Origin of the sequence: Erwinia sp. B116, from assembly GCF_002865965.1 — a bacterium.
Taxonomy (GTDB): domain Bacteria; phylum Pseudomonadota; class Gammaproteobacteria; order Enterobacterales; family Enterobacteriaceae; genus Erwinia.
In genome coordinates this window covers 221673-240288 of record NZ_JRZZ01000001.1, presented here as the reverse complement: position 1 = coordinate 240288, position 18616 = coordinate 221673, and the positions used below count along the sequence as shown (strand labels likewise).

Annotated in this window: 15 protein-coding genes; 9 read left to right on the top strand and 6 right to left on the bottom strand. The window is 59.9% G+C overall.

The window, feature by feature from the left end; translation table 11 throughout:
- Nucleotides 1-11 precede the first annotated feature (11 nt).
- The 6 genes from NV64_RS00950 to NV64_RS00925 are packed head-to-tail and all read left to right on the top strand — an operon-like array spanning nucleotide 12 to nucleotide 6451.
- On the top strand, nucleotides 12-956 hold the full coding sequence (locus NV64_RS00950) for an ABC transporter permease (RefSeq protein ID WP_101505109.1): 945 nt from the start codon (nucleotides 12-14) through the stop codon (nucleotides 954-956).
- The gene (locus NV64_RS00945; RefSeq protein ID WP_056237636.1) at nucleotides 953-1807 is read left to right on the top strand and encodes an ABC transporter permease; all 855 of its coding nucleotides are present in this window, start codon (nucleotides 953-955) and stop codon (nucleotides 1805-1807) included. Before NV64_RS00950 ends, NV64_RS00945 begins: the two co-directional genes overlap by 4 nt.
- Entirely contained in the window at nucleotides 1804-3423 is a 1620-nt protein-coding gene (locus NV64_RS00940; RefSeq protein WP_369878844.1) for a dipeptide ABC transporter ATP-binding protein, read from the top strand. The genes NV64_RS00945 and NV64_RS00940 overlap by 4 nt, the downstream gene beginning before the upstream one ends.
- On the top strand, nucleotides 3420-4451 hold the full coding sequence (locus NV64_RS00935) for a putative FMN-dependent luciferase-like monooxygenase (RefSeq protein WP_056237634.1): 1032 nt from the start codon (nucleotides 3420-3422) through the stop codon (nucleotides 4449-4451). The genes NV64_RS00940 and NV64_RS00935 overlap by 4 nt, the downstream gene beginning before the upstream one ends.
- A complete protein-coding gene (locus tag NV64_RS00930; protein WP_056237633.1) occupies nucleotides 4448-5551 on the top strand; it encodes an alkylhydroperoxidase domain protein in 1104 nt (367 codons plus the stop codon). Before NV64_RS00935 ends, NV64_RS00930 begins: the two co-directional genes overlap by 4 nt.
- Before the next feature lie 54 nt (nucleotides 5552-5605).
- Nucleotides 5606-6451 carry a VOC family protein gene (locus NV64_RS00925; protein ID WP_101505108.1) on the top strand — a complete coding sequence of 282 codons (846 nt, stop codon included), beginning with the start codon at nucleotides 5606-5608 and terminating at the stop codon, nucleotides 6449-6451.
- A 64-nt stretch (nucleotides 6452-6515) separates the two neighbouring features.
- Here NV64_RS00925 and NV64_RS00920 read toward each other — a convergent pair whose 3' ends face one another.
- The 5 genes from NV64_RS00920 to NV64_RS00900 form a co-directional block, all read right to left on the bottom strand.
- Nucleotides 6516-6764: a DUF1272 domain-containing protein gene (locus NV64_RS00920; RefSeq protein WP_072166386.1), complete on the bottom strand. Its 249-nt coding sequence runs from the start codon at nucleotides 6762-6764 to the stop codon at nucleotides 6516-6518.
- Nucleotides 6765-6904: 140 nt separating this feature from the next.
- Entirely contained in the window at nucleotides 6905-8149 is a 1245-nt protein-coding gene (locus tag NV64_RS00915; protein ID WP_056237629.1) for an LVIVD repeat-containing protein, read from the bottom strand.
- 9 nt (nucleotides 8150-8158) lie between these two features.
- Nucleotides 8159-9223, bottom strand: coding sequence for a sugar ABC transporter substrate-binding protein (locus NV64_RS00910; RefSeq protein WP_101505107.1), 1065 nt, complete (start codon nucleotides 9221-9223; stop codon nucleotides 8159-8161).
- A 504-nt stretch (nucleotides 9224-9727) separates the two neighbouring features.
- Nucleotides 9728-10711 (bottom strand): MDR family oxidoreductase, encoded by a 984-nt coding sequence (locus tag NV64_RS00905; protein WP_056237618.1) that lies wholly within the window; start codon nucleotides 10709-10711, stop codon nucleotides 9728-9730.
- A 1553-nt stretch (nucleotides 10712-12264) separates the two neighbouring features.
- Nucleotides 12265-13296 (bottom strand): replication initiation protein, encoded by a 1032-nt coding sequence (locus NV64_RS00900; RefSeq protein WP_056237616.1) that lies wholly within the window; start codon nucleotides 13294-13296, stop codon nucleotides 12265-12267.
- Between the two features lie 798 nt (nucleotides 13297-14094).
- Between NV64_RS00900 and NV64_RS00895 the strand changes: the two genes are divergently transcribed.
- The 3 genes from NV64_RS00895 (at nucleotide 14095) to NV64_RS00885 (ending at nucleotide 17318) form a co-directional block, all read left to right on the top strand.
- The gene (locus tag NV64_RS00895) at nucleotides 14095-15294 is read left to right on the top strand and encodes an AAA family ATPase (protein ID WP_056237615.1); all 1200 of its coding nucleotides are present in this window, start codon (nucleotides 14095-14097) and stop codon (nucleotides 15292-15294) included.
- Nucleotides 15295-15307: 13 nt separating this feature from the next.
- Entirely contained in the window at nucleotides 15308-16273 is a 966-nt protein-coding gene (locus NV64_RS00890; protein ID WP_101505106.1) for a ParB family protein, read from the top strand.
- A gap of 268 nt (nucleotides 16274-16541) precedes the next feature.
- Nucleotides 16542-17318, top strand: a complete 777-nt coding sequence (locus NV64_RS00885; RefSeq protein WP_101505105.1) for a GNAT family N-acetyltransferase — start codon at nucleotides 16542-16544, stop codon at nucleotides 17316-17318.
- A gap of 559 nt (nucleotides 17319-17877) precedes the next feature.
- Here the strand turns inward: NV64_RS00885 and NV64_RS00880 are convergent.
- Nucleotides 17878-18591: an SDR family oxidoreductase gene (locus NV64_RS00880; protein WP_101505104.1), complete on the bottom strand. Its 714-nt coding sequence runs from the start codon at nucleotides 18589-18591 to the stop codon at nucleotides 17878-17880.
- Nucleotides 18592-18616 lie beyond the last annotated feature (25 nt).

Sequence of the window (18616 nt, the reverse complement as noted above, 5' to 3'; positions counted from 1 at the left end):
GGCAGGTAATGATGACAGGCTATTTCACGCGCAGGCTGGGCCAGGCCCTGCTGGTTTTGTGGGCGGCGTTTACCGTGTCGTTCTTCCTGCTGCAGGTGCTGCCGGGCGATGCGGTGCTGATTAAGTTTCAGAACCCGGACCTCGGCCTCAGCCCGGCGCAGATCGAAGAGATGCGCCAGGCCTACGGGGCGACCACGCCGCTGTGGCAGCAGTATCTGCACACGCTCGGCAGCATGCTGCACGGGGATTTTGGCTTCTCGGTGCAGGCGGGGGTCCCGGTCAGCGAGCTGCTGGCTGAGAATTTCCCAGCCACGCTGCGCCTGGCGCTGCCCGGCTTTCTGCTGGCGGCCCTGCTTGCCGTGACCATCGCCTTTGTCTCCAGCCTTACCGGGCTGCGCTGGTGGCGTAACGCGCTGCAGTCGCTGCCCGCGCTGTTTATCTCGATACCCACCTTCTGGCTGGGTATCGCCCTGATTCAGGTGTTTTCCTTCCAGCTGCGCTGGATCCCGGTGATTAATCCGGGAGAGATCGCCGGCCTGATCCTGCCGGTGCTTACCCTCGCGATACCGATTTCAGCGCCGCTGGCACAAATTCTGATCCGCAGCATCGACCAGGTGCAGACCCAGCCGTTTGTCGCGGTGGCGCGTGCCAAAGGCGCAAGCCAGCGCCGGGTGTTGTGGCACCACGTGGCGCGCAATGCCCTGCTGCCGGTGCTGACCATTGCCGGGCTGCTGCTCGGCGAGCTGATCGCCGGCGCGCTGATTACTGAAACGGTGTTTGGCTTAAGCGGACTCGGCCAGCTGACCCAGCAGGCGGTCAATAATCAGGATGTGGCGGTGCTGCAGGCGGTGGTGATGATCTCCGCTACCGGCTTTGTGGCGATTAATCTGCTGGTCGACGTGGTCTCACCGCTGCTCGATCCGCGCATCCGGCATTACCAGAGGGCAACATCATGAGTCTGATCGCAGACAACAGCCTCAAGTCCGTGCGCGGCGTGCGGGCGCTCTTTCCCGGTCAGCTGAAGCCGGGCCTGCTGCTGGCGTGGGCGGTGCTGGCGCTGGCGATCCTGTGGGCGGTGGCCCCGGGCTGGTTTACCGCGTGGAGCCCGACCGAGGGCACGCCGGGCGCGCAGCGGCTGGCCCCGCAGGCAGGCCACTGGCTCGGTACCGACCAGCTGGGACGTGACCTCTATGCGCGCATCGTCTGGGGCGCATCACATTCGCTGAGCGGCGCGCTGGTAGCCGTGGCGCTGGGGCTGACCGTGGGCACGCTGCTCGGCGTGGTGGCTGGCGCGCTCGGCGGGCGCAGCGAGAGCGTGGTGATGCGCATCGTGGACGTGCTGCTGGCGATACCCGGCCTGCTGCTGTCGCTGAGCATAATTATTCTGCTGGGCTTTGGCACGGTTAACGCCGCCATCGCCGTGGGCATCACCTCGGTGGCGAATTTTGCCCGCCTGGCACGTTCGGAGGTGGTACGCGTGCGCCACGCGGAGTACGTTGAAGCGGCTTACGGCAGCGGCGGCACCTTTTTCTCGGTGCTGTGGCGGCACATTCTGCCTAACTCGCTGACGCCGGTGCTGGCCTTCTCGGCCCTGCAGTTTGGCAGCGCGATCCTTGCCATCTCCACCCTGAGCTTCCTCGGCTACGGCACCCCACCGCCGACCCCGGAGTGGGGCCTGCTGATTGCCGAAGGGCGCAACTATATCTCCACCGCCTGGTGGCTGACCACCTTCCCCGGCGTCGTCGTGGTGCTGGTGGTGCTGGCCACCAACCGCATCAGTCATCACTTTTCAGGAGGTCGCCGGTGAGTGAATCCATCCATCCGGTGCTGCAGGTGGACAACCTCAGCATCGCCTACCGCAGCGGCGGGCAACGCAAGCGCGTGGTGCATAACGTCTCGTTCCGGGTGAATCGTGGCGAGGTGGTGGCGCTGGTTGGCGAGTCCGGCTCCGGCAAAACCACCACCGCTCAGGCGATAATTGGCCTGCTGGCCGGGAATGGCGAGCGAGAGTCCGGCGAAATCTGGCTGAACGGCGCGGAGATCGGCGGCTGGTCGCAGAAGCGGCTGGACGGCGTGCGCGGCGCGGTGGTCAGCCTGATCCCGCAGGATCCCGGCAGTTCGCTGAACCCGGTGAAAACCATTGGCCAGCAGGTTGAGGAAGTGCTGCAGCTGCACCAGCGGCTGTCGCGTCAGGAGCGTCAGCAGCGCGTGGTGGCCCTGCTGACCCGCGTCGGGCTGTCGCACCCGGAGCGGCGGGCCGGGCAGTATCCGCACCAGCTGTCGGGCGGCATGAAACAGCGGGTGCTGATCGCCATCGCCATTGCACTGAAACCGGCGCTGATTATCGCCGATGAGCCGACCAGCGCGCTGGACGTGACGGTGCAGAAACGCATTCTCGACCTGATTGACGAGCTGCGCCGCGAGTCAGGTACCGCCGTGCTGTTTGTCACCCACGACCTGGCGGTGGCCGCCGCGCGCGCCGTTCGCATCCTGGTGTTTCGTCAGGGAGAAGTGCAGGAACAGGGGCTGACCGACGATATCCTGCGGCGGCAGCAGCATCCTTACACCCGCCAGCTGTTTGCCGATGCGCCCGCGCTCTCTGCCGCTATTCCGCCGCCGCCTGCGGCGCACTTTTCCCAGCCGGCGATTGAGATTGCGGGCGTCAGCAGGCACTTCTCTCTCGGTGGCGGCGAAGGTTTCCAGGCGCTGAATAACGTCTCCTTCAGCGTCGCGCGCGGCACCACCCACGCGCTGGTCGGCGAGTCCGGTTCCGGCAAAACCACGCTGGCACGTATTCTGCTCGGCTTTCAGCAGGCAGACAGCGGCCGGGTGACTATCGACGGCATTGATGCCACGCAGCTGAAGGGCGAAGCGCTGCGGCAGCTGCGCCGCAAAATTCAGCTGGTCTATCAGAACCCGTTTGCCTCACTCGATCCGTCACAGACGCTGTTCCGGGTGATTGAAGAACCCTTACTGAACTTTGAGCCCCTGAGCCGCGACGAACGCCGTCAGCGCGTGGAGGAGGCCGCCATCCGGGTGGCGCTGCCGCTGCCGCTGCTGGAACGTAAACCGCACGAGCTCTCCGGCGGCCAGCGTCAGCGGGTGGCAATTGCCCGCGCGCTGGTGCTGCGCCCACAGATCCTGGTGCTGGATGAGGCCACCTCGGCGCTGGACGTCACCATTCAGGCGCAGATCCTCGCTCTGCTGCGGCAGCTGCAACAGGACCTCGGGCTGACCTATCTGTTTATTTCTCACGATCTGGCCACCGTGCGTCAGCTGGCGCACAGCGTCTCGGTGCTGCGCGCCGGGCAGCAGATCGATTACGGTAACACCGGCGATGTTTTCAGCAATCCCGTCAGCGACTATACCCGCGAGCTGATCGCCGCCATTCCCACCCTGACACGCGCTAAGGACACCGCATGACAGCCAAACGTCTTGGATTCTTTACCCGCCTGCTGGACCAAACCAGCGCGCAGGAACGTTACCGCCTCGCCACCCTGCAGATCCTGCACGCGGAGCGGCTGGGGTTTGATACCGCCTGGGTTGCCCAGCACCATTTTCACGAGGCCGAAGGCGGCCTGCCCTCGCCGCTGCTGTTCCTCGCCAGCGTCGCCGCGCAGACCTCACGCATCCGCCTCGGCACCGCGATCATCACCCTGCCGATGGAGAATGCGCTGCGCGTCGCGGAAGATGCGGCGGTACTGGACCTGCTGAGTGACCACCGGCTGGAGCTGGGGCTGGGTTCCGGCGGCACGCCGGACTCGTTTCTGCCGTTTGGTCTGACTTTTGATCGGCGTACAGAGGCGTTTTCTGCCAACCTGGAGACGCTGTTACAGGCATGGCGTGGCGACGCCCTCGGCCATGAACAGAACCGGCTCTACCCTGCTGCCCCGCAGCTGGCCGATCGCCTGTGGCAGGCCACCTTCTCGGTGGCGGGCGCGGCGCGCGCCGGTGCCGCCGGCCACGGGCTGATGCTCTCGCGCACTCAGCCCCGCCCGCCCGGACAGCCGCGCCTGGCGCTGGATGCGATCCAGAACCCGATCATTGACGCATACCTCGCCGCCCTGCCTGCGGGGGTGGAGCCGCGCATCCTCGCCTCACGCACCGCCTTTGTCAGCCGTGATGGCGCAGAGGCCCGGCGGCTGGCGCTGCCGGGGCTGACCGCGCAGGCGGAGCATCATCGCCGCGCTGGCCATCAGGTGGCGGGCGACACCCTTGATGACTATATCGCCGCGTTCGATGTCCATCTCGGCACGCCGGAACAGGTAGAGGCCTCGCTGCGGCAGGACAGCAGCCTGGCACGGGTGACCGATGTGTCATTCCAGGTACACTCCATCGATCCGCCGCATGAACAGATCCTCACCTCCATTGAACTGCTGGCCAGCGAGGTTGCCCCGGCGCTCGGCTGGCGTAAGCCCGTATCCAGAGTGACCCACAAGGAGCGCGTATGACCCGTAGTACCGATCTGTTAGAGCAGCTGGCCGATATTGCCCCCGGCAGTGCGCTGGCCGAGGCCCGCCTGACCCGCGACGCCGCCACCGAAAATACCCAGGGCAGCTACGAGGTGCTGTTCAGCCCCTCCGCCGCTCACGGCCTGCCGCTGACCTCACGCCTGGCGCTGGCGCAGCAGGTCGCCAGCTGGCACGGTGAAGAGCGGCTGGCCGCACACTATGCCGCCGAACTGAACGGGCGTCAGCCTGACGCCGGGCTGCAGCCGCTGCGCGACCACGCCGAACTGCTGACCTTTAAACCGGCCGCCGCCGATCCGGCCCATCTGCATGCGCTGGCTGACGGCGGCCTGAGCCTGGACGCGATCGTCACCCTGTCGCAGCTGGTGGCGTTCGTCAGCTACCAGAGCCGCCTGCTGCGCGGTTATCGTCTGCTGGCCGGCGAGAACGGCGCCGCCGCCAGCGCTGAACCGGCGGTGGCCGCCGGGTGGCGTACCGAACCACTGACGCTGAGCGGTAAGAACGCCCCGCCGGCCTTCACCCGCGACGAGCTGGGCTGGGAGCCGTGGATCCCGGCAAAACCGCTGGCGGAGTTCAACGCGGACGAACAGGCAACGCTGGCCAGATTTGGCCACACTGATTCCGACTACTTCCGCCTGCTCGGGCGCAACCTGCCGCTGCTGGAGCAGCGCACGCTGGCCGATAAGGGGATCTTCTTTACCGCCGGCGGGCTGCCGCGCAAAGAGCGCGAGCTGGCGGCCACCGTGGCCAGTAAGGTCAACGGCTGCGTGTTCTGCGCCTCGGTGCATGCGCGCAAAGCTGGGCAGCTGTCAAAGCAGCCAGAGGATATCGATCGGCTGATCGCCACCGCCCCCGGCCAGCCGTTGGCCGTTGACCAGCAGCCGCGCTGGCAGGCGATCATCGCGTTTTCCGCCTCACTGTCCGCCACGCCGCCGACCGCTTCCGTGCAACAGTTGACCGTACTGCGCGAGCTGGGGCTGAGCGAACTGGAGCTGGTGGATCTGGTGCAGAGCACCGCCTTTTTTGCCTGGGCCAACCGCCTGATGCTGACGCTGGGCGAACCCTTTATCCCGGCCGCCTGACGTGCCGCTTTTGCGGGCAGGCGCAACGCCCTGCCCGTCACCGGAGAGTCTGTAATGTCTGAACTGATTCCTGAACTGGATCACGTGGTGATCAACGTGGGTGAGCAGCTGGATGAGGCTGCCGAACGCTATCGCCGCCTCGGCTTTCAGCTAACCGAACGTGGCCACCATTCGCTGGGTTCCAGCAACCATCTGGCCATTTTCCATAATAATTACCTTGAACTGCTGGGGTTCGAACCCGGCCGCGGCCACCTGCGCAAAGCGCTGTGGCAGTCGCCCCCCGGCCTTTCCGGGCTGGTGTGGAAAACGCAGGACGCCGATGCGGTTTACCGCCACCTGCAGCAGCGTGAACTGGCGGGCGATGCCGCCGCCAGCTTCTTCCGCCCGGTGACGCTGCCGGACGGTTCGCTGCAGGAAGCGCGCTTTCGCACCGTGGCGCTGCAGGCGGAAAAAGTGCCGAACGGGCGCAGCTTCTTCTGCCAGCATCTGACCCCGGACGCGGTCTGGCAGCCGGCGTGGCAGGTGCACCCGAATGGCGTGACGCACATCAGCGAATTTGTCATCGCCAGCCGTGACCCGGCCGAAGCAGCGGCGGTGTATGGTCAGCTGTTTGGTGAGCAGCAGGTGGACGTGCTGGACAGCGGGGAGCGGCAGATTGGCGCAGGCGATGCTGTCGTGCGCTTCCTGAGCAGCGATCGGGCCAGCGCTGAGTGGGGTGCGTTACCGGCGGATTATGACGGTTCGACGCGCATGATCGCCCTGGGGTTCCGCACCCGTTCGCTGGCGCAGGTGCATGACAGTTTAGCTCAGGGGGACATTCCGTTCAGCGAAGATGAGCGCGGTGTGCATGTCAGCGCAGGGTCCGGCGGGCAGCTGGCGCTGCGCTTCAGCCCGGTCTGAACGGCCCGCTGATATCGGACGCAACCGCCATTAACGCCGGGCCGCCGCTCCGGCGTTTTTTATGCTACGCCTGTCCACAGGCGGCATGCTCTTTGTTTACCCGCACCGTCGAAGCGGGGAAAGTAGCCAGCTTCACCGCCGGGCGGATCGGACGCCGCACCAGTTCACCGCCGCAGTTCGGGCAGTGGCCGTCCAGGCGTTGCTCCGCACAGTCCCGGCAGAAAGTACATTCAAACGAACAGATTACCGCCAGCGTCGATTCCGCTGGCAAATCACGATCACAGCATTCGCAGTTGGGGCGCAGTGTCAGCACGGTGTTTATCCTTCAGGCAATGGTCATTCACCTTAGATCGGGCCGGACGCGAAAAAAAGGCAGGTTCGGGACATGATGAGACCGAAAACGGACAAGCCCGCCGCGCGTACACCAGCCGTGAAGCGATGGCCGCCCGCCAGTCAGCCGAGGTACTCAATCACCGACAGCCCGCCGTTGTAGTCGGTGCTGTAGATAATCCCCTGCGCATCAACAAACACGTCGCAGGACTGGATAATCTGCGGCCTGCCCGGGCGGGTATCCATCATCTTCTGCGGCGCTGCCGGCACCAGCGCGCCCGTCTCCACCGGACGATAGGGGTTGCTGATGTCATAGGCGCGCACCCCGGCGTTCTGCCAGGTGGCGAAGATCAGCGTTGAGCTGATAAAACTGCCCGGCCGGTTTTCATGCAGGTTGTGCGGGCCGAAGTGCGCGCCTTTTGCGACATAGTCTACTTCATCCGGCTGCGGGAAGGTGGAGATGCTGACCGGGCTGGTTTTATCGCGGATATCGAACAGCCAGATATGCTTTTCGCCGTCCTCCTGACTGTCCAGCACCGCCTCATCCAGCACCACCAGCAGGTCGCGGTCCGGCAGCGGCAGCGCGGTGTGGGTGCCGCCGCCAAAAGGCGGGCTCCAGTTGCGGTGGCTGAGCAGCGTCGGATTGCTGCGATCGCTGACGTCGAGCAGCGTCAGGCCGCCGTCGCGCCAGCTGCCGTACGCCACGTCGCCGCTGATGATGGCATGATGCAGCGCATAGCGCCTGCCCTCCGGCCAGCCCGGCTGTTCACCGGCCGCCGTATTCATTCCCGGCAGCCACCAGCGCCCCGCCACTTCCGGCTTCTGCGGATTGGCCAGGTCGATGGTCAGGAAAATGTAGTCGCTGAAGCCGTCCAGCAGCGCCGAGACGTAGGCCCAGCGCCCGCCGACGTACCAGATGCGGTGAATACCGATACCGTTAAGCGGCAGGAAGCTGATTTCACGCGGCTTTTCCGGCGAGGAGATATCAAAGATGCGCAGCCCGGCGCTCCAGCCGCGATCCTGTACGTCGCTGACCGTCTCCCCCACCGAACGGGTGTAATAGACTTTCTCATCGGCGAAGCGCACGTCCGCGAACAGATCGCGGGCGTTGATCACCAGCAGCAGGTCGTCGTGCGCCTGCAGATGCACGTTCCAGGTGCCGGGCGGCGCGGCTACGTAGCCCGCGCTGCGCGGATTTTTCGCATCACGCACGTCAACGATTGAGAAACCCTGCGACACCATATGGCCGATATAGGCGTAGCCGCGGTGTACCATCACCTGCACGCCGTCAGGGCGTCCACCCTGATCGCTGTGGCCGATCAGCCGCATGTTGCGGCTGTAGTCCGCCTTTGGTAAGAAGTTCGTCATCGCCGCTCCTTACTTCTTCGCCTTCGCTTCCAGCGTCGCAAACCACGGCGCAATAAAGTCACCGGTCTGACCCCAGCCCGGGATCACCTTGCTCAGCCCGGCAACGTTAACCGGCCCCGGCTGGCTGACCAGCAGCGCCTGCGGGATCACCGTGGCTTTAAATTCGTAGCTGGCCGGGGTGGCTTCTCCCGCCAGCTTCAGCGCGATCAGGCGGACGTTGGTTGCGCCAATCAGCTTCGGATCCACCGCCGCGGTCACTTTCCACGGGCTGCCCGCCTCACGCATCAGCTGCAGATCCTGGTCAGAGACGTCGATGCTGTAGAGTTTGATTTCGTTGCGCCCGTTCTCCTTCAGCGCTTTTACCGCGCCCTGAGTGAACGCATCCCAGGTACCCCAGATGGCGTCGATCTTACCTTTTGGATATTTCGCCAGCAGCGCGCCGACCTTGTTGGCGGTATCGCCCTGCACGTCAGAGGAGACGGCACCCACCGATTCCAGCTCATGAATGCCGGGATTCGCCTTCAGCAGCTGCTGGTAGGCTGCCTGACGACGCTCCATCGGCGGGAAACCGGCCACCCACAGCCTGATGATACTGGCCTTACCGTTGTGATCCTTAATCAGCTGACCGAAGGAGAGTTCGGTCAGGGAGGCATCGTCCTGTTGCGTGACCGTAGCACCGGCCACCTCACCGTCGACGGCGGTATCAAATACCGATACGGCGATGCCGCTGTCCGCGATCTTCTTCACCAGCGCGGTGGAGTAAGGCGCACGTCCCTGCGAGAGAATAATGCCGTCATACTTCTGGCTGATAGCCTGGTTAACAAAATCCTGGAAACGCGCGTCGTCACCGTTGGATAAAAAGGTGCTGACCTTAAAGCCCAGCGCTTTCGCCTGCTGCACCGCGCCCTGCACAAACTGGGTGGTGTTATCGTCAGAGCCGAGGTTGCGGATCACCGCGATGCGCACCGGGCCATCATGGCTGGCGATGGCCTGCGGGACCGGCGCCGGCGTGGCGGCGTGCACGGGTAATGCGCTGGCAACCAGCAGCGCCAGTAACGATACGAATGATTTCATTGCAGTGATCCCTGTATTGACGGTGAAAAACGCACGGTGCGTAAACGGGTGGCCTGAGCCATCCGGACACTTTTTCACAGCCGCTAACCCACTGACAAAGAAGTAAAAGGAATATGTAACTCAAAAAAAAGCATTAGTCCGGGAGGACGTAGCTGACGCAAAGCGCGGACTCTCTGCACGGCACCAGAGTGGCCTGGGGTATGCTGTTGCAGTGCGTGCTGCTGTCGCAGAAAGAGACCGCCAGCCGATCGCCGCCTGTAAGCGTTTCCGGCTGCCGGCCTCCTGGCCGCGCTGGCGGCGGATATTAACAACGCAGAGCAGATTGTTGCGGTAATCGCCCACACCCTGCGCCTGCAGGAGTCGGTTCATGCGCTGCCGACCGCGGTCACGCCTGATACGCTACGCGCGGCATTTAAGAGGGTGGAGCAACCGGGCAGCTGAACCCCGGGCCTGAATACAGCCTGCCCGTTTACGTCAGGCGCAGCAGAGTGAAACTCCCCCCCTTTAACGACAGTCCACCACTATTCGCCCGTGGCTCTGCCCGTCCAGCAGGCGGCTGGCCGCCGCAACGGCCTTGTCCAGCGGCACCGTTTTCGTCAGCTTTTCCAGCACGTCGCGCGTCAGGTGCTGAGAGGCCTTTTGCCAGATTGCCGCACGTAAACCGGCAGGAACCATCACGCTGTCGATACCGCGCAGCGTGATGCCGCGCAAAATAAACGGCGCGACGCTGGCCGGGAAATCCAGCCCCTGCGCCATGCCGCAGGCGGCGACGATGCCGGCGTAACGGGTGGTGGCGCAGGCGTTCATCAGCGTGTGGCTTCCCACGGTGTCGATGACGGCGGCCCAGCGCTCTTTCTGCAACGGTTTACCCGGCTGGCTCAGCGTTTCGCGATCGACCAGTTCTGCGGCGCCCAGCGCCTGCAGCAGCGCACCGCTGCGCTCCGGCCGGCCGGTTGAGGCGCTGACCTGATAACCCAGGCCGGACAGAATGGCTACGGCGCAGCTGCCGACGCCGCCGCTGGCCCCGGTGACCAGCACCGGGCCGTCAGCAGGCTTCACGCCGTGCCCCAGCAGGGCGTCAACGCAGAGCATGGCGGTAAAGCCCGCCGTGCCGATCGCCATCACCTGGTGGCTGTCAGCGCCCTCAGGGATCGGCGTCAGCCATTCACTTTTGACCCGCGCCTGCTGCGCCAGGCCCCCCCAGTGACGCTCCCCGACGCCCCAGCCGGTCAGCAGCACCTTATCCCCGGCCCGGTAAGCCGGGTTGCTGCTGGCCAGCACGTTCCCCGCGAGGTCAATACCCGGCACCATCGGAAAACTGCGCACGATCGGGCCGCGCCCGGTAATCGCCATGGCATCTTTGTAATTAATGGAGGAGTAATCAACCTGAACGGTCACCTCGCCGGCAGGCAGATCGGCAGCGCAGACGTCGGTCAGCTCCGCACTGTAATGGTCGTTATCGTGGCGTATCAGAATGGCTTTGAACACAGAATCTCCTTATCAGAGCAGCAGGCCGTCCGTTTACCAGCCTGCGGCATCAACGAACGCTCGCCCGCCAGAGAACAGCGGGCGTCAGGCGTCGTAGTGTAGAAGCAGTACCGATGCCCTGACAAGGCTTAACGCAGCACCAGCACGGAGCGGTTATCTTCAATATCCACTACAGGGAGTAAACGGAACCAATAACCACTGTGGTGAGGATCCGGAGACTATCCACTGTAGTGAGTAACTGGCGTGAGAAGGCAATCGCCAGCTACTGAGGCGAATCATTCATATCTTCTCAGGGAAGCCACTGCCGTTTGTGGATAACATCCACTAAGGTGAGATGCCGATCGCATTTCAACAGACAACTATCCACTATGAAGAGTGTAAATGTGATTTGAAGGGGATAACATCCACTGTAGAGGGGTCATCAGACACAGGATTTACCCTTATCCACTGTAGTGAGATTCTGCTTACTGTTTTCAGCCATAAACATCCACTGTAATGAGTAAATGCTGAGGTTTCAGACGGTGGTGATCCTCCCGGATGAGAACAGCTGCCCATGTGACCCGGTCACTATCCACTGTAGTGAGCGTATATTGTGGAATTAAGCAGCGGAAATCCACTGTTGTGAGAAGAGTTGCTCTGTTACCGATCGGTCATCCACTGTGGTCAGAACGGTCAGAATATTCAATCCGGCTATCCACTGTAGTGAGAACCCCCTCGTTAGCTGTCCGCCTGGTAACCACTGTAGTAAGAAATCACTGACGTTGCATCAGCCAACTCTCTCTCCGGACAGGTTTTCTGGCTCAGCAGCCCTATCCACTGGAGTAAGAAAATATCCACTGTGGAGAGACAATCCGCTTACATCAGACCTTCGGCAAACGCGAGATCTTCACTGACAACCATAGAGTTAGTGAATGCTAACATATTGTATATCAGGGTGTTGCAGGTTAGTGGTTACCAGGGTTCTGACCTTACTCAGCGAAAAATCGCTGATGGGGGGTTACCCTCTACAGTGGATATTTTACGAAATAATTCGCCGGAAGCTCTCTGTAGTGGATATTTTGCGAATTTCTCTGACCACAGTGGTTAACGGTAGCCGCGCCATTCAGCAGAGCAGTATCCATGGCCAGCCATAGCAGGCTGCACTTCTCTCCCTGCAGCGGTTGCCCGTGGCAGGCAGGCCGGACCGGCCTGAGGACGATGCCCTTCCCCTTCCGCGCAGAAGTGAATGCCGCCCGTTACGTCCCTCGTTTTTCTGGCAAGCCGCTATCCACTGTAGTGAGAAAGAACTGACTACAGTGGTTACTGCTGGTTATGACAGGGGGTGTTAACGGGACTGACATGAGGGGAACGATGACAGCACCTGAACAGTGGTGCTGCAATAAGCGAGTGAAGAATGCAGACGGAGAACAACCGGAAGATACATACAACCACTGTAGAGAGATACTGCTTACTACAGTGGTTAATATCGCGCTTAACGCTATCTGACAGGATAAAAGATAAACAAATGTGCTCACTACAGCGGATACTAAGCCTGTTGCTGCTCACTACAGTGGTTACTTCATCTTTCCGCTGCGGATCTTCTCCAGCAGTTCCTGCTCTTCACGCGAAAGCAGCACCAGCTCTCCCTCCGGCTCCGGCTCGATGGCATCCAGCCCTTCATCAAAGTCGTCACCCGGCAGATCCGGCAGGCTGAGCGGAATATCCGCCGGCTTCAGCTTGGGCCGCCGGTAGTGGATAATGAAGTAGACCGAGCGCCCACGCTTTATCTCAGTGTAATCAAGATAGCCAATCTCACGCAGCTGCTCCATCGCCTTTCTGACGGTGGCGTTCTGGGTGATGGTTCGCGAGGTCAGATTAAGCCGCGCGCGCAGCCGTGACATCGAGATCGGCGCAGGTGAAGGCGGCAGGCTTTCAATGAAGGTGTACAGCGCCTGCGCCGACTCCTTACGGGACAGTTCGTTAATCGCTCTCAGCTGCAGTAACACCTTTTTATCGAACTGATAGAGTTCGAAGATTTTGGGGTCGGCCTGCAGGGTCACCGTGTCGGATTTGGTGCTGTATTTAGCCGACTGCACCAGGTGCGTGATGTAATACTCCCCTTCTTTGCTGCTGAAGGCGATGGTGTTGGTGGCGATACGGGTCAGAGACGCGTCCAGACGGCTCCTGAGCTTCGCAGAGGACCTCACTGAGGGGAACCCACAGAGTTTGGCAAAATCGACGAAAGGCAGCGTTACGCTGTCTCCCAGCACCTTGTAGCGGGCGAAGGCATGAATGATCCCCACCCAGGTTTTGAAGTCGTTATCCATATCCAGGCGGGCGCCGGTGATCTTGATATTCTCATAGCCTTCTGACTTCACGATCGACAGCTGTTTCAGCTCATCGGTGACGTCCATCGTCGCCATCTGATTTTTTCTGCCGCGCGCCGTGGATTTCAGGGTAGGAACGAACAACCCCAACCGCATCAGTGCCACCGGCTGAACGGTGTTATTGCTGTTTGGCGTCAGGGTAACAACCTCACCCGTTCTTTTGTCTGTCTCACTGAAAGCTTCAGCTATCATCTTGTTTTCAGGTTCTTTTTTTGTCATTCCAGGTTTCCCTTAACTCACAAGCACGCGTCGCCGTTACTGAATACAGTGGATAGTAGCACTCACTATAGCGGATAGGCTACTCACTACAGCGGTTAATCTGCTCTCCTCAGTGGTTAATTTACTCTTCACAGTGGTTAACGATCCCCTCTGAGGGCAGGCAGCACGGGGCTTGCGGCGATCGGGGATCTTTATGGGTCTTTCAGGAACTTAAAAGGATCTGTTATTGGATCGTATCGGTGAATAAAAACGGTTATCCGATCCACTAAAAATGGGGATATCTCTGAATAACTTATCTCAGGATCGTGTCTGCACGCTGAACATCCCCGACAGATCCGGTCTGGCCGGCATTTCACCCCGGAAAAGTTAATCACAGAGCAATACCCCGCCCGCTCACTACAGTGGTTAAACAGCACTCACCAGCGTGGTTATCAGTGCTCTCTACAGCGGTTATATTACTCTTTACAGCGGTTGGCTTACTCTCTTTAGTGGATAGTAACAGGCCTCCAGACCAGGCGTGACAAGGCCTGAGAGGGTGCGGGGATCTCTTTAGGATCTTATCGGGATCTCTCTGGGATCAAATAATTGGATCTGATCGGTGAATAACGGGGATAAATCCCTGAGGATATTTCAGACATCGTATCGACAGCACCCGTCGGTCATCAGCGCGATGCAAACCTGATAACGTCATCTTTATCCGGCTCAGTGCACTATTTATGAACAAAATCATGTTGCAATTATTACTGATATGCAGGATTATTGATTTTAAGATGATATGCTACATAAATGGAGTCAATGATGAATAGCGATCCGCATCAGACTGACAAGATTGCCCAGCGCGCAGGAAAGATGCTCACGTCACTGACCGAGCACATTCAGGCACAGAAGGAAGAGCTGCGTGAAAACGAGTACTTTCAGGTTTATGCCAAAGCGGCGCTCGCTAAGTTGCCTAAACTGACCCGTGCCAATGTTGATTACGCGGTCAGCGAAATGGAAGAGAACGGTTACGCCTTTGATAAACGCGCCGCCGGATCGTCCTCCAAATATGCGATGACCATCCAGAACATCGTTGATATCTACCATCACCGCGGCGTTCCTAAGTATCGCGATCGCCATGATGAAGCCCTGACCGTGTTTGTCGGTAATCTGAAGGGGGGCGTATCTAAAACGGTCTCCACCGTCTCTCTGGCGCACGCCATGCGCGCGCACCCTCACCTGCTGTTTGAAGATCTGCGCATACTGGTGATCGACCTCGATCCCCAGTCATCCGCTACGATGTTCCTTAACCACACAAGAGCTGTGGGTATGGTGGAAACCACATCGGCGCAGGCAATGCTACAGAACGTGACGCGTGAAGAGTTGCTGGAAGAGTTTATCGTCTCATCGGTGGTGCCCGGCGTTGATGTATTACCCGCGTCAATTGATGATGCCTTCATCGCATCAGGCTGGGAGGTGCTGTGCAGTGAACATCTGCCGGGCCAGAATCCTCACGCCGTACTGCGTGAAAATATCATTGATAAACTGAAGTCAGATTACGACTTTATTTTTGTCGACAGCGGCCCGCATCTGGATGCCTTTCTTAAGAACGCCATTGCCGCAGCCGATCTGCTGATGACGCCGGTTCCACCCGCGCAGGTCGACTTCCACTCAACGCTTAAGTATCTGACCCGTTTACCTGAGCTGATCAGCATCATCGAGTCATCGGGCTGCCACTGCCGCCTGCTGGGCAATATCGGCTTTATGTCCAAGCTGTCGAATAAGCCCGATCACAAAGTCTGTCACAGCCTGGCCAAGGAGATTTTCGGCGGCGACATGCTGGACGCCGCCCTGCCCCGTCTGGATGGCTTTGAGCGCTGTGGTGAATCCTTCGACACGGTGATCTCAGCGAATCCGTCGACCTACGTTGGCAGCAGTGAGGCATTGAAGAACGCACGCGCCGCGGCAGAAGATTTTGCCAAAGCGGTTTTTGACCGTATCGAATTTATCCGTATTAACTGAGGCACCGGTACCCATGAAAAGAACCACTATCGGACGCACCTTTAATGCGCCAGTACTGAACAGTGAAGCGGCCTCTGAACCGTTCAAACAGGTCTTTACGCTCTCTTCAGGCAAGAAGGCGATATTCAGCCGCGTTACCCTGAGTGCTGACGAGGTGGCGTCACAGACCTACGTCGTGCAGGAGAACAACGGTCGCGATCAGGCGGGTTTGACGCCGGAGTCGCTGAAAGATATTACCCGCACCCTGAGCCTGCAGCAGTTCTTCCCGGCGATCGGCGTCCGCCGGGCAGACGACAGAATTGAAGTGCTTGATGGTTCACGACGTCGCGCTGCCGCGCTGTTAATCGGCGCCGGTCTTGACGTTCTGGTGACCGACTCTGCGGTCAGCGCTGCGGAAGCCCGCACGCTGGCCCAGGAAATTCAGACCGCCCGCGAACATAACATCCGCGAGATTGGCCTGCGCCTGATGGCGCTGCGCGACAGCGGCCTTTCGCAGAAGGATATTGCCGAAGATGAGAATATGTCTCAGGCGAAAGTCACCCGTGCGCTGCAGGCCGCCAGCGTGTCAGCAGAGCTGCTGGCGCTGTTCCCGGTTCAGTCCGAGCTGACCTACGGCGACTACAGGACGCTGTTGACCGCGCAGGAGCTGCTGCAGGAGAAACAGATTGCCTTATCCCACCTGACGGACAGCATCAGCGAGTCCGTGTCTGCCATTCGCGATCAGGCAACGCTGGCAGAAGATGAGATAAAAAACAAAATCGTCGCTGAAGTTCGCAAAGAGGCCGCGCTGATTGTCCAGCCGGTAGCCGGAGAGAAGGTCGTCACCACGCCGCTGTGGCAGTTTCCGGACAAAAACCGCTATGCGCGTAAAAAGAGTCGCGGACGCGCGTTCAGCTATGAGTTCAACCGGCTGCCCGCCGAACTGCAGGATGCTATCGATGGCGCGATTGCAAACGTGCTGGCCAGGCATCTGAAATAAGTTCTCCTCTCCCGGCGATTTTCGTCGCTAACTGCATGAAATAAAGTGCTTTTACGTGGGGATTTCACGATGAAATCTCCACTATTTCACTCCTGCCGATGCTGAGTTTCATCCTGCCCCCTGGCGACCGTCAACATGCGTAATAGGATATACCCTGTGCCCTGACCCAAAGACCCGATCCACACGAAGAGATTCGGGTACACTGATATCATCAGATAACCCGGAATAAACCGGGTGTTACTTCGACAAAATTTTTTCAGGACCATCGATGATGAATGTATCAGGCCAGGTTTCGCGGATGACGCTTTACCACAGTATGGAAGACTATTTCTTCTCCTCGGTCAGTCAGCAAACTTACTCTCTGGGTAATACGGCATCGGCTTATCTCACTGGCGTTGACGCTGGCAGCCTGAATCTGCTGATTGTGAAGCAGCGGGATGCTGAAACAGAATCCATCATCAAAGAAGGCATGCGGTTATTTGATGCTGCAGGTGTGCCGTTCTCCGTGGTGCTGCCCGATAATGATCCTGACAGGATCGGGCATTCGCTCAGAGAGCTGGGTCTGAGCGTCGCCTGGAAATCTTCACCGATGCAGCTGACGATGAAGACGTTAACGACGCAAAAGCCACGCAGCGATGATTATCACATCTGTGCTACGGATTACCGTCTCGAGGACTGGGGAGCACCGCTGACAAGTGCGTTCGAAACGGATGACAGAGTCATGCTGCAGTATCGGATAAGACATCAGCATGCTGTTGAGGCCGGCCGGCAGCTGCGCCATTTTTCTCTTTTTGTCGCAGACCGGGCAGTCTGTTCGCTGACGTTATCCATGCAAAGCGGGGTTGCACGTTTAGATGACGTCGGGACCCGGAGCACGTTGCAGGGAAGAGGCTACGCCAGCGCTCTTATTTGCCATGCACTGGAATACGCCAGATCTCAGAACGTTGAGACGTGTTTCCTTGAGGCCTCAGAGGCAGGTGTTTCCATCTATAAGAGACTCGGATTTACGCTACTCGGCAGCAGTGTCGCTTTTCAGCGTGAATGACCGTACCTGATGAGCGTGAAAGCGTCATTTCCGCTGTAGGGTGGAAGTACTTATACGCTGTAAAGAGGCCAGCCTGACGAATGAGGAAGGCATCTTTTATTACGGATAATGCATGCCCTTAGCCCTGCAACGTTCCCCCGCAGGCGTTTAGGGATAAGCCCGTGCCACAGGCGAGTGGACATGAAACACCCCTGTGAAACTCCTTGAGTTCTCCAGTTGAATTTTATTGTTAGCTTGTTGAAATATAATGACTTTGATATGAATGCCAGAGGGATTTCACCGTGAAATCTCCATGGAATCAGCATCGTTCTGTGGCAAGGGCTTAGCGGATGGGAAGAGGGTGAGAGTACAAAAAAACAGAAGAGAGCGTGATGCAAGCGTTGAGTGAGAAGTAAACCAGCCGGCGATATCCCCTGCCTGAAAAATAAGAGGCAGGACAGGAAATATGACCGGCTGGCTTAGGAAACGACTACGCGCACAGTTCGTTCCAGTAACAGCAGCGCAGAAGGTGCCTTAATGAGCGACACCGGTGTTCTGAGTTGACCATTTGTTCTCCTGTTCAGCGGCGGGCAACATCCCGACGCGGTCTTACCGCAATATCGGTAATCTGTGTATCCTCGGTGGCGTTGACCACCAGGCGAACGGCGGCAGCGACCGACCCGGGTGTGCTGTACGCCAGCGGATCGATGTCGGTAAAGTCACCCGCACGTTCACGGCTTTTGCGATTCATTGGGGTATCCGTCGGCCCTGGTGCCACGGTGGCGACGCGCACGCCGTGCCCGCTCTCCTCGGTACGCAGCGAGTGTGCCAGCGCGCTGAGCGCAAATTTACTGGCGGAGTAGACCGTGTGCCCGGCCAGCGCCAGCGTGCCGGAGCCGGAGTTGATAAACACCACCTGCCCGCGCTGCTGGCGAAGGGCGGGCAACGCAAGACGCGTCAGCTCTGCCGGTGCAAACACGTTAATGGCAAACTGGCTTTGCCACTGCTCCGGCGTAGCCTGCTCGAGGCTCAGCCGTTCGGAAACCGCCGCAGAGTGTACCAGCACGTCAATGGCGCTGAACTGGCTGATAAACTGCCGCAGCGCGGCGTTATCGATCAGGTCCAGCTGAACCGGAATGACGCCGGCAACGGACTCCAGCTCTGCCAGCGCCTGTGGCGATCGGCCCAGCGCATAAACCTGATGGTCGGTGGCCAGGTCGGTAACCACCGCGCGGCCGATACCGCAGGTGCCGCCGGTGACAATCGCCACCGGGCGATGAAGTTGTTGTGTCATGCAATAGCCTCCATGTTGATGCAGC

What these genes read in the sequence shown, in the direction of transcription:
- NV64_RS00950 (WP_101505109.1), top strand. Translation starts at nt 12, where the DNA reads ATGACAGGCTATTTCACGCGCAGGCTGGGCCAGGCCCTGCTGGTTTTG.
- NV64_RS00945 (WP_056237636.1), top strand. Translation starts at nt 953, where the DNA reads ATGAGTCTGATCGCAGACAACAGCCTCAAGTCCGTGCGCGGCGTGCGG.
- NV64_RS00935 (WP_056237634.1), top strand. Translation starts at nt 3,420, where the DNA reads ATGACAGCCAAACGTCTTGGATTCTTTACCCGCCTGCTGGACCAAACC.
- NV64_RS00930 (WP_056237633.1), top strand. Translation starts at nt 4,448, where the DNA reads ATGACCCGTAGTACCGATCTGTTAGAGCAGCTGGCCGATATTGCCCCC.
- NV64_RS00925 (WP_101505108.1), top strand. Translation starts at nt 5,606, where the DNA reads ATGTCTGAACTGATTCCTGAACTGGATCACGTGGTGATCAACGTGGGT.
- NV64_RS00915 (WP_056237629.1), bottom strand. Translation starts at nt 8,149, where the DNA reads ATGACGAACTTCTTACCAAAGGCGGACTACAGCCGCAACATGCGGCTG.
- NV64_RS00910 (WP_101505107.1), bottom strand. Translation starts at nt 9,223, where the DNA reads ATGAAATCATTCGTATCGTTACTGGCGCTGCTGGTTGCCAGCGCATTA.
- NV64_RS00900 (WP_056237616.1), bottom strand. Translation starts at nt 13,296, where the DNA reads ATGACAAAAAAAGAACCTGAAAACAAGATGATAGCTGAAGCTTTCAGT.
- NV64_RS00895 (WP_056237615.1), top strand. Translation starts at nt 14,095, where the DNA reads ATGAATAGCGATCCGCATCAGACTGACAAGATTGCCCAGCGCGCAGGA.
- NV64_RS00890 (WP_101505106.1), top strand. Translation starts at nt 15,308, where the DNA reads ATGAAAAGAACCACTATCGGACGCACCTTTAATGCGCCAGTACTGAAC.
- NV64_RS00885 (WP_101505105.1), top strand. Translation starts at nt 16,542, where the DNA reads ATGATGAATGTATCAGGCCAGGTTTCGCGGATGACGCTTTACCACAGT.
- NV64_RS00880 (WP_101505104.1), bottom strand. Translation starts at nt 18,591, where the DNA reads ATGACACAACAACTTCATCGCCCGGTGGCGATTGTCACCGGCGGCACC.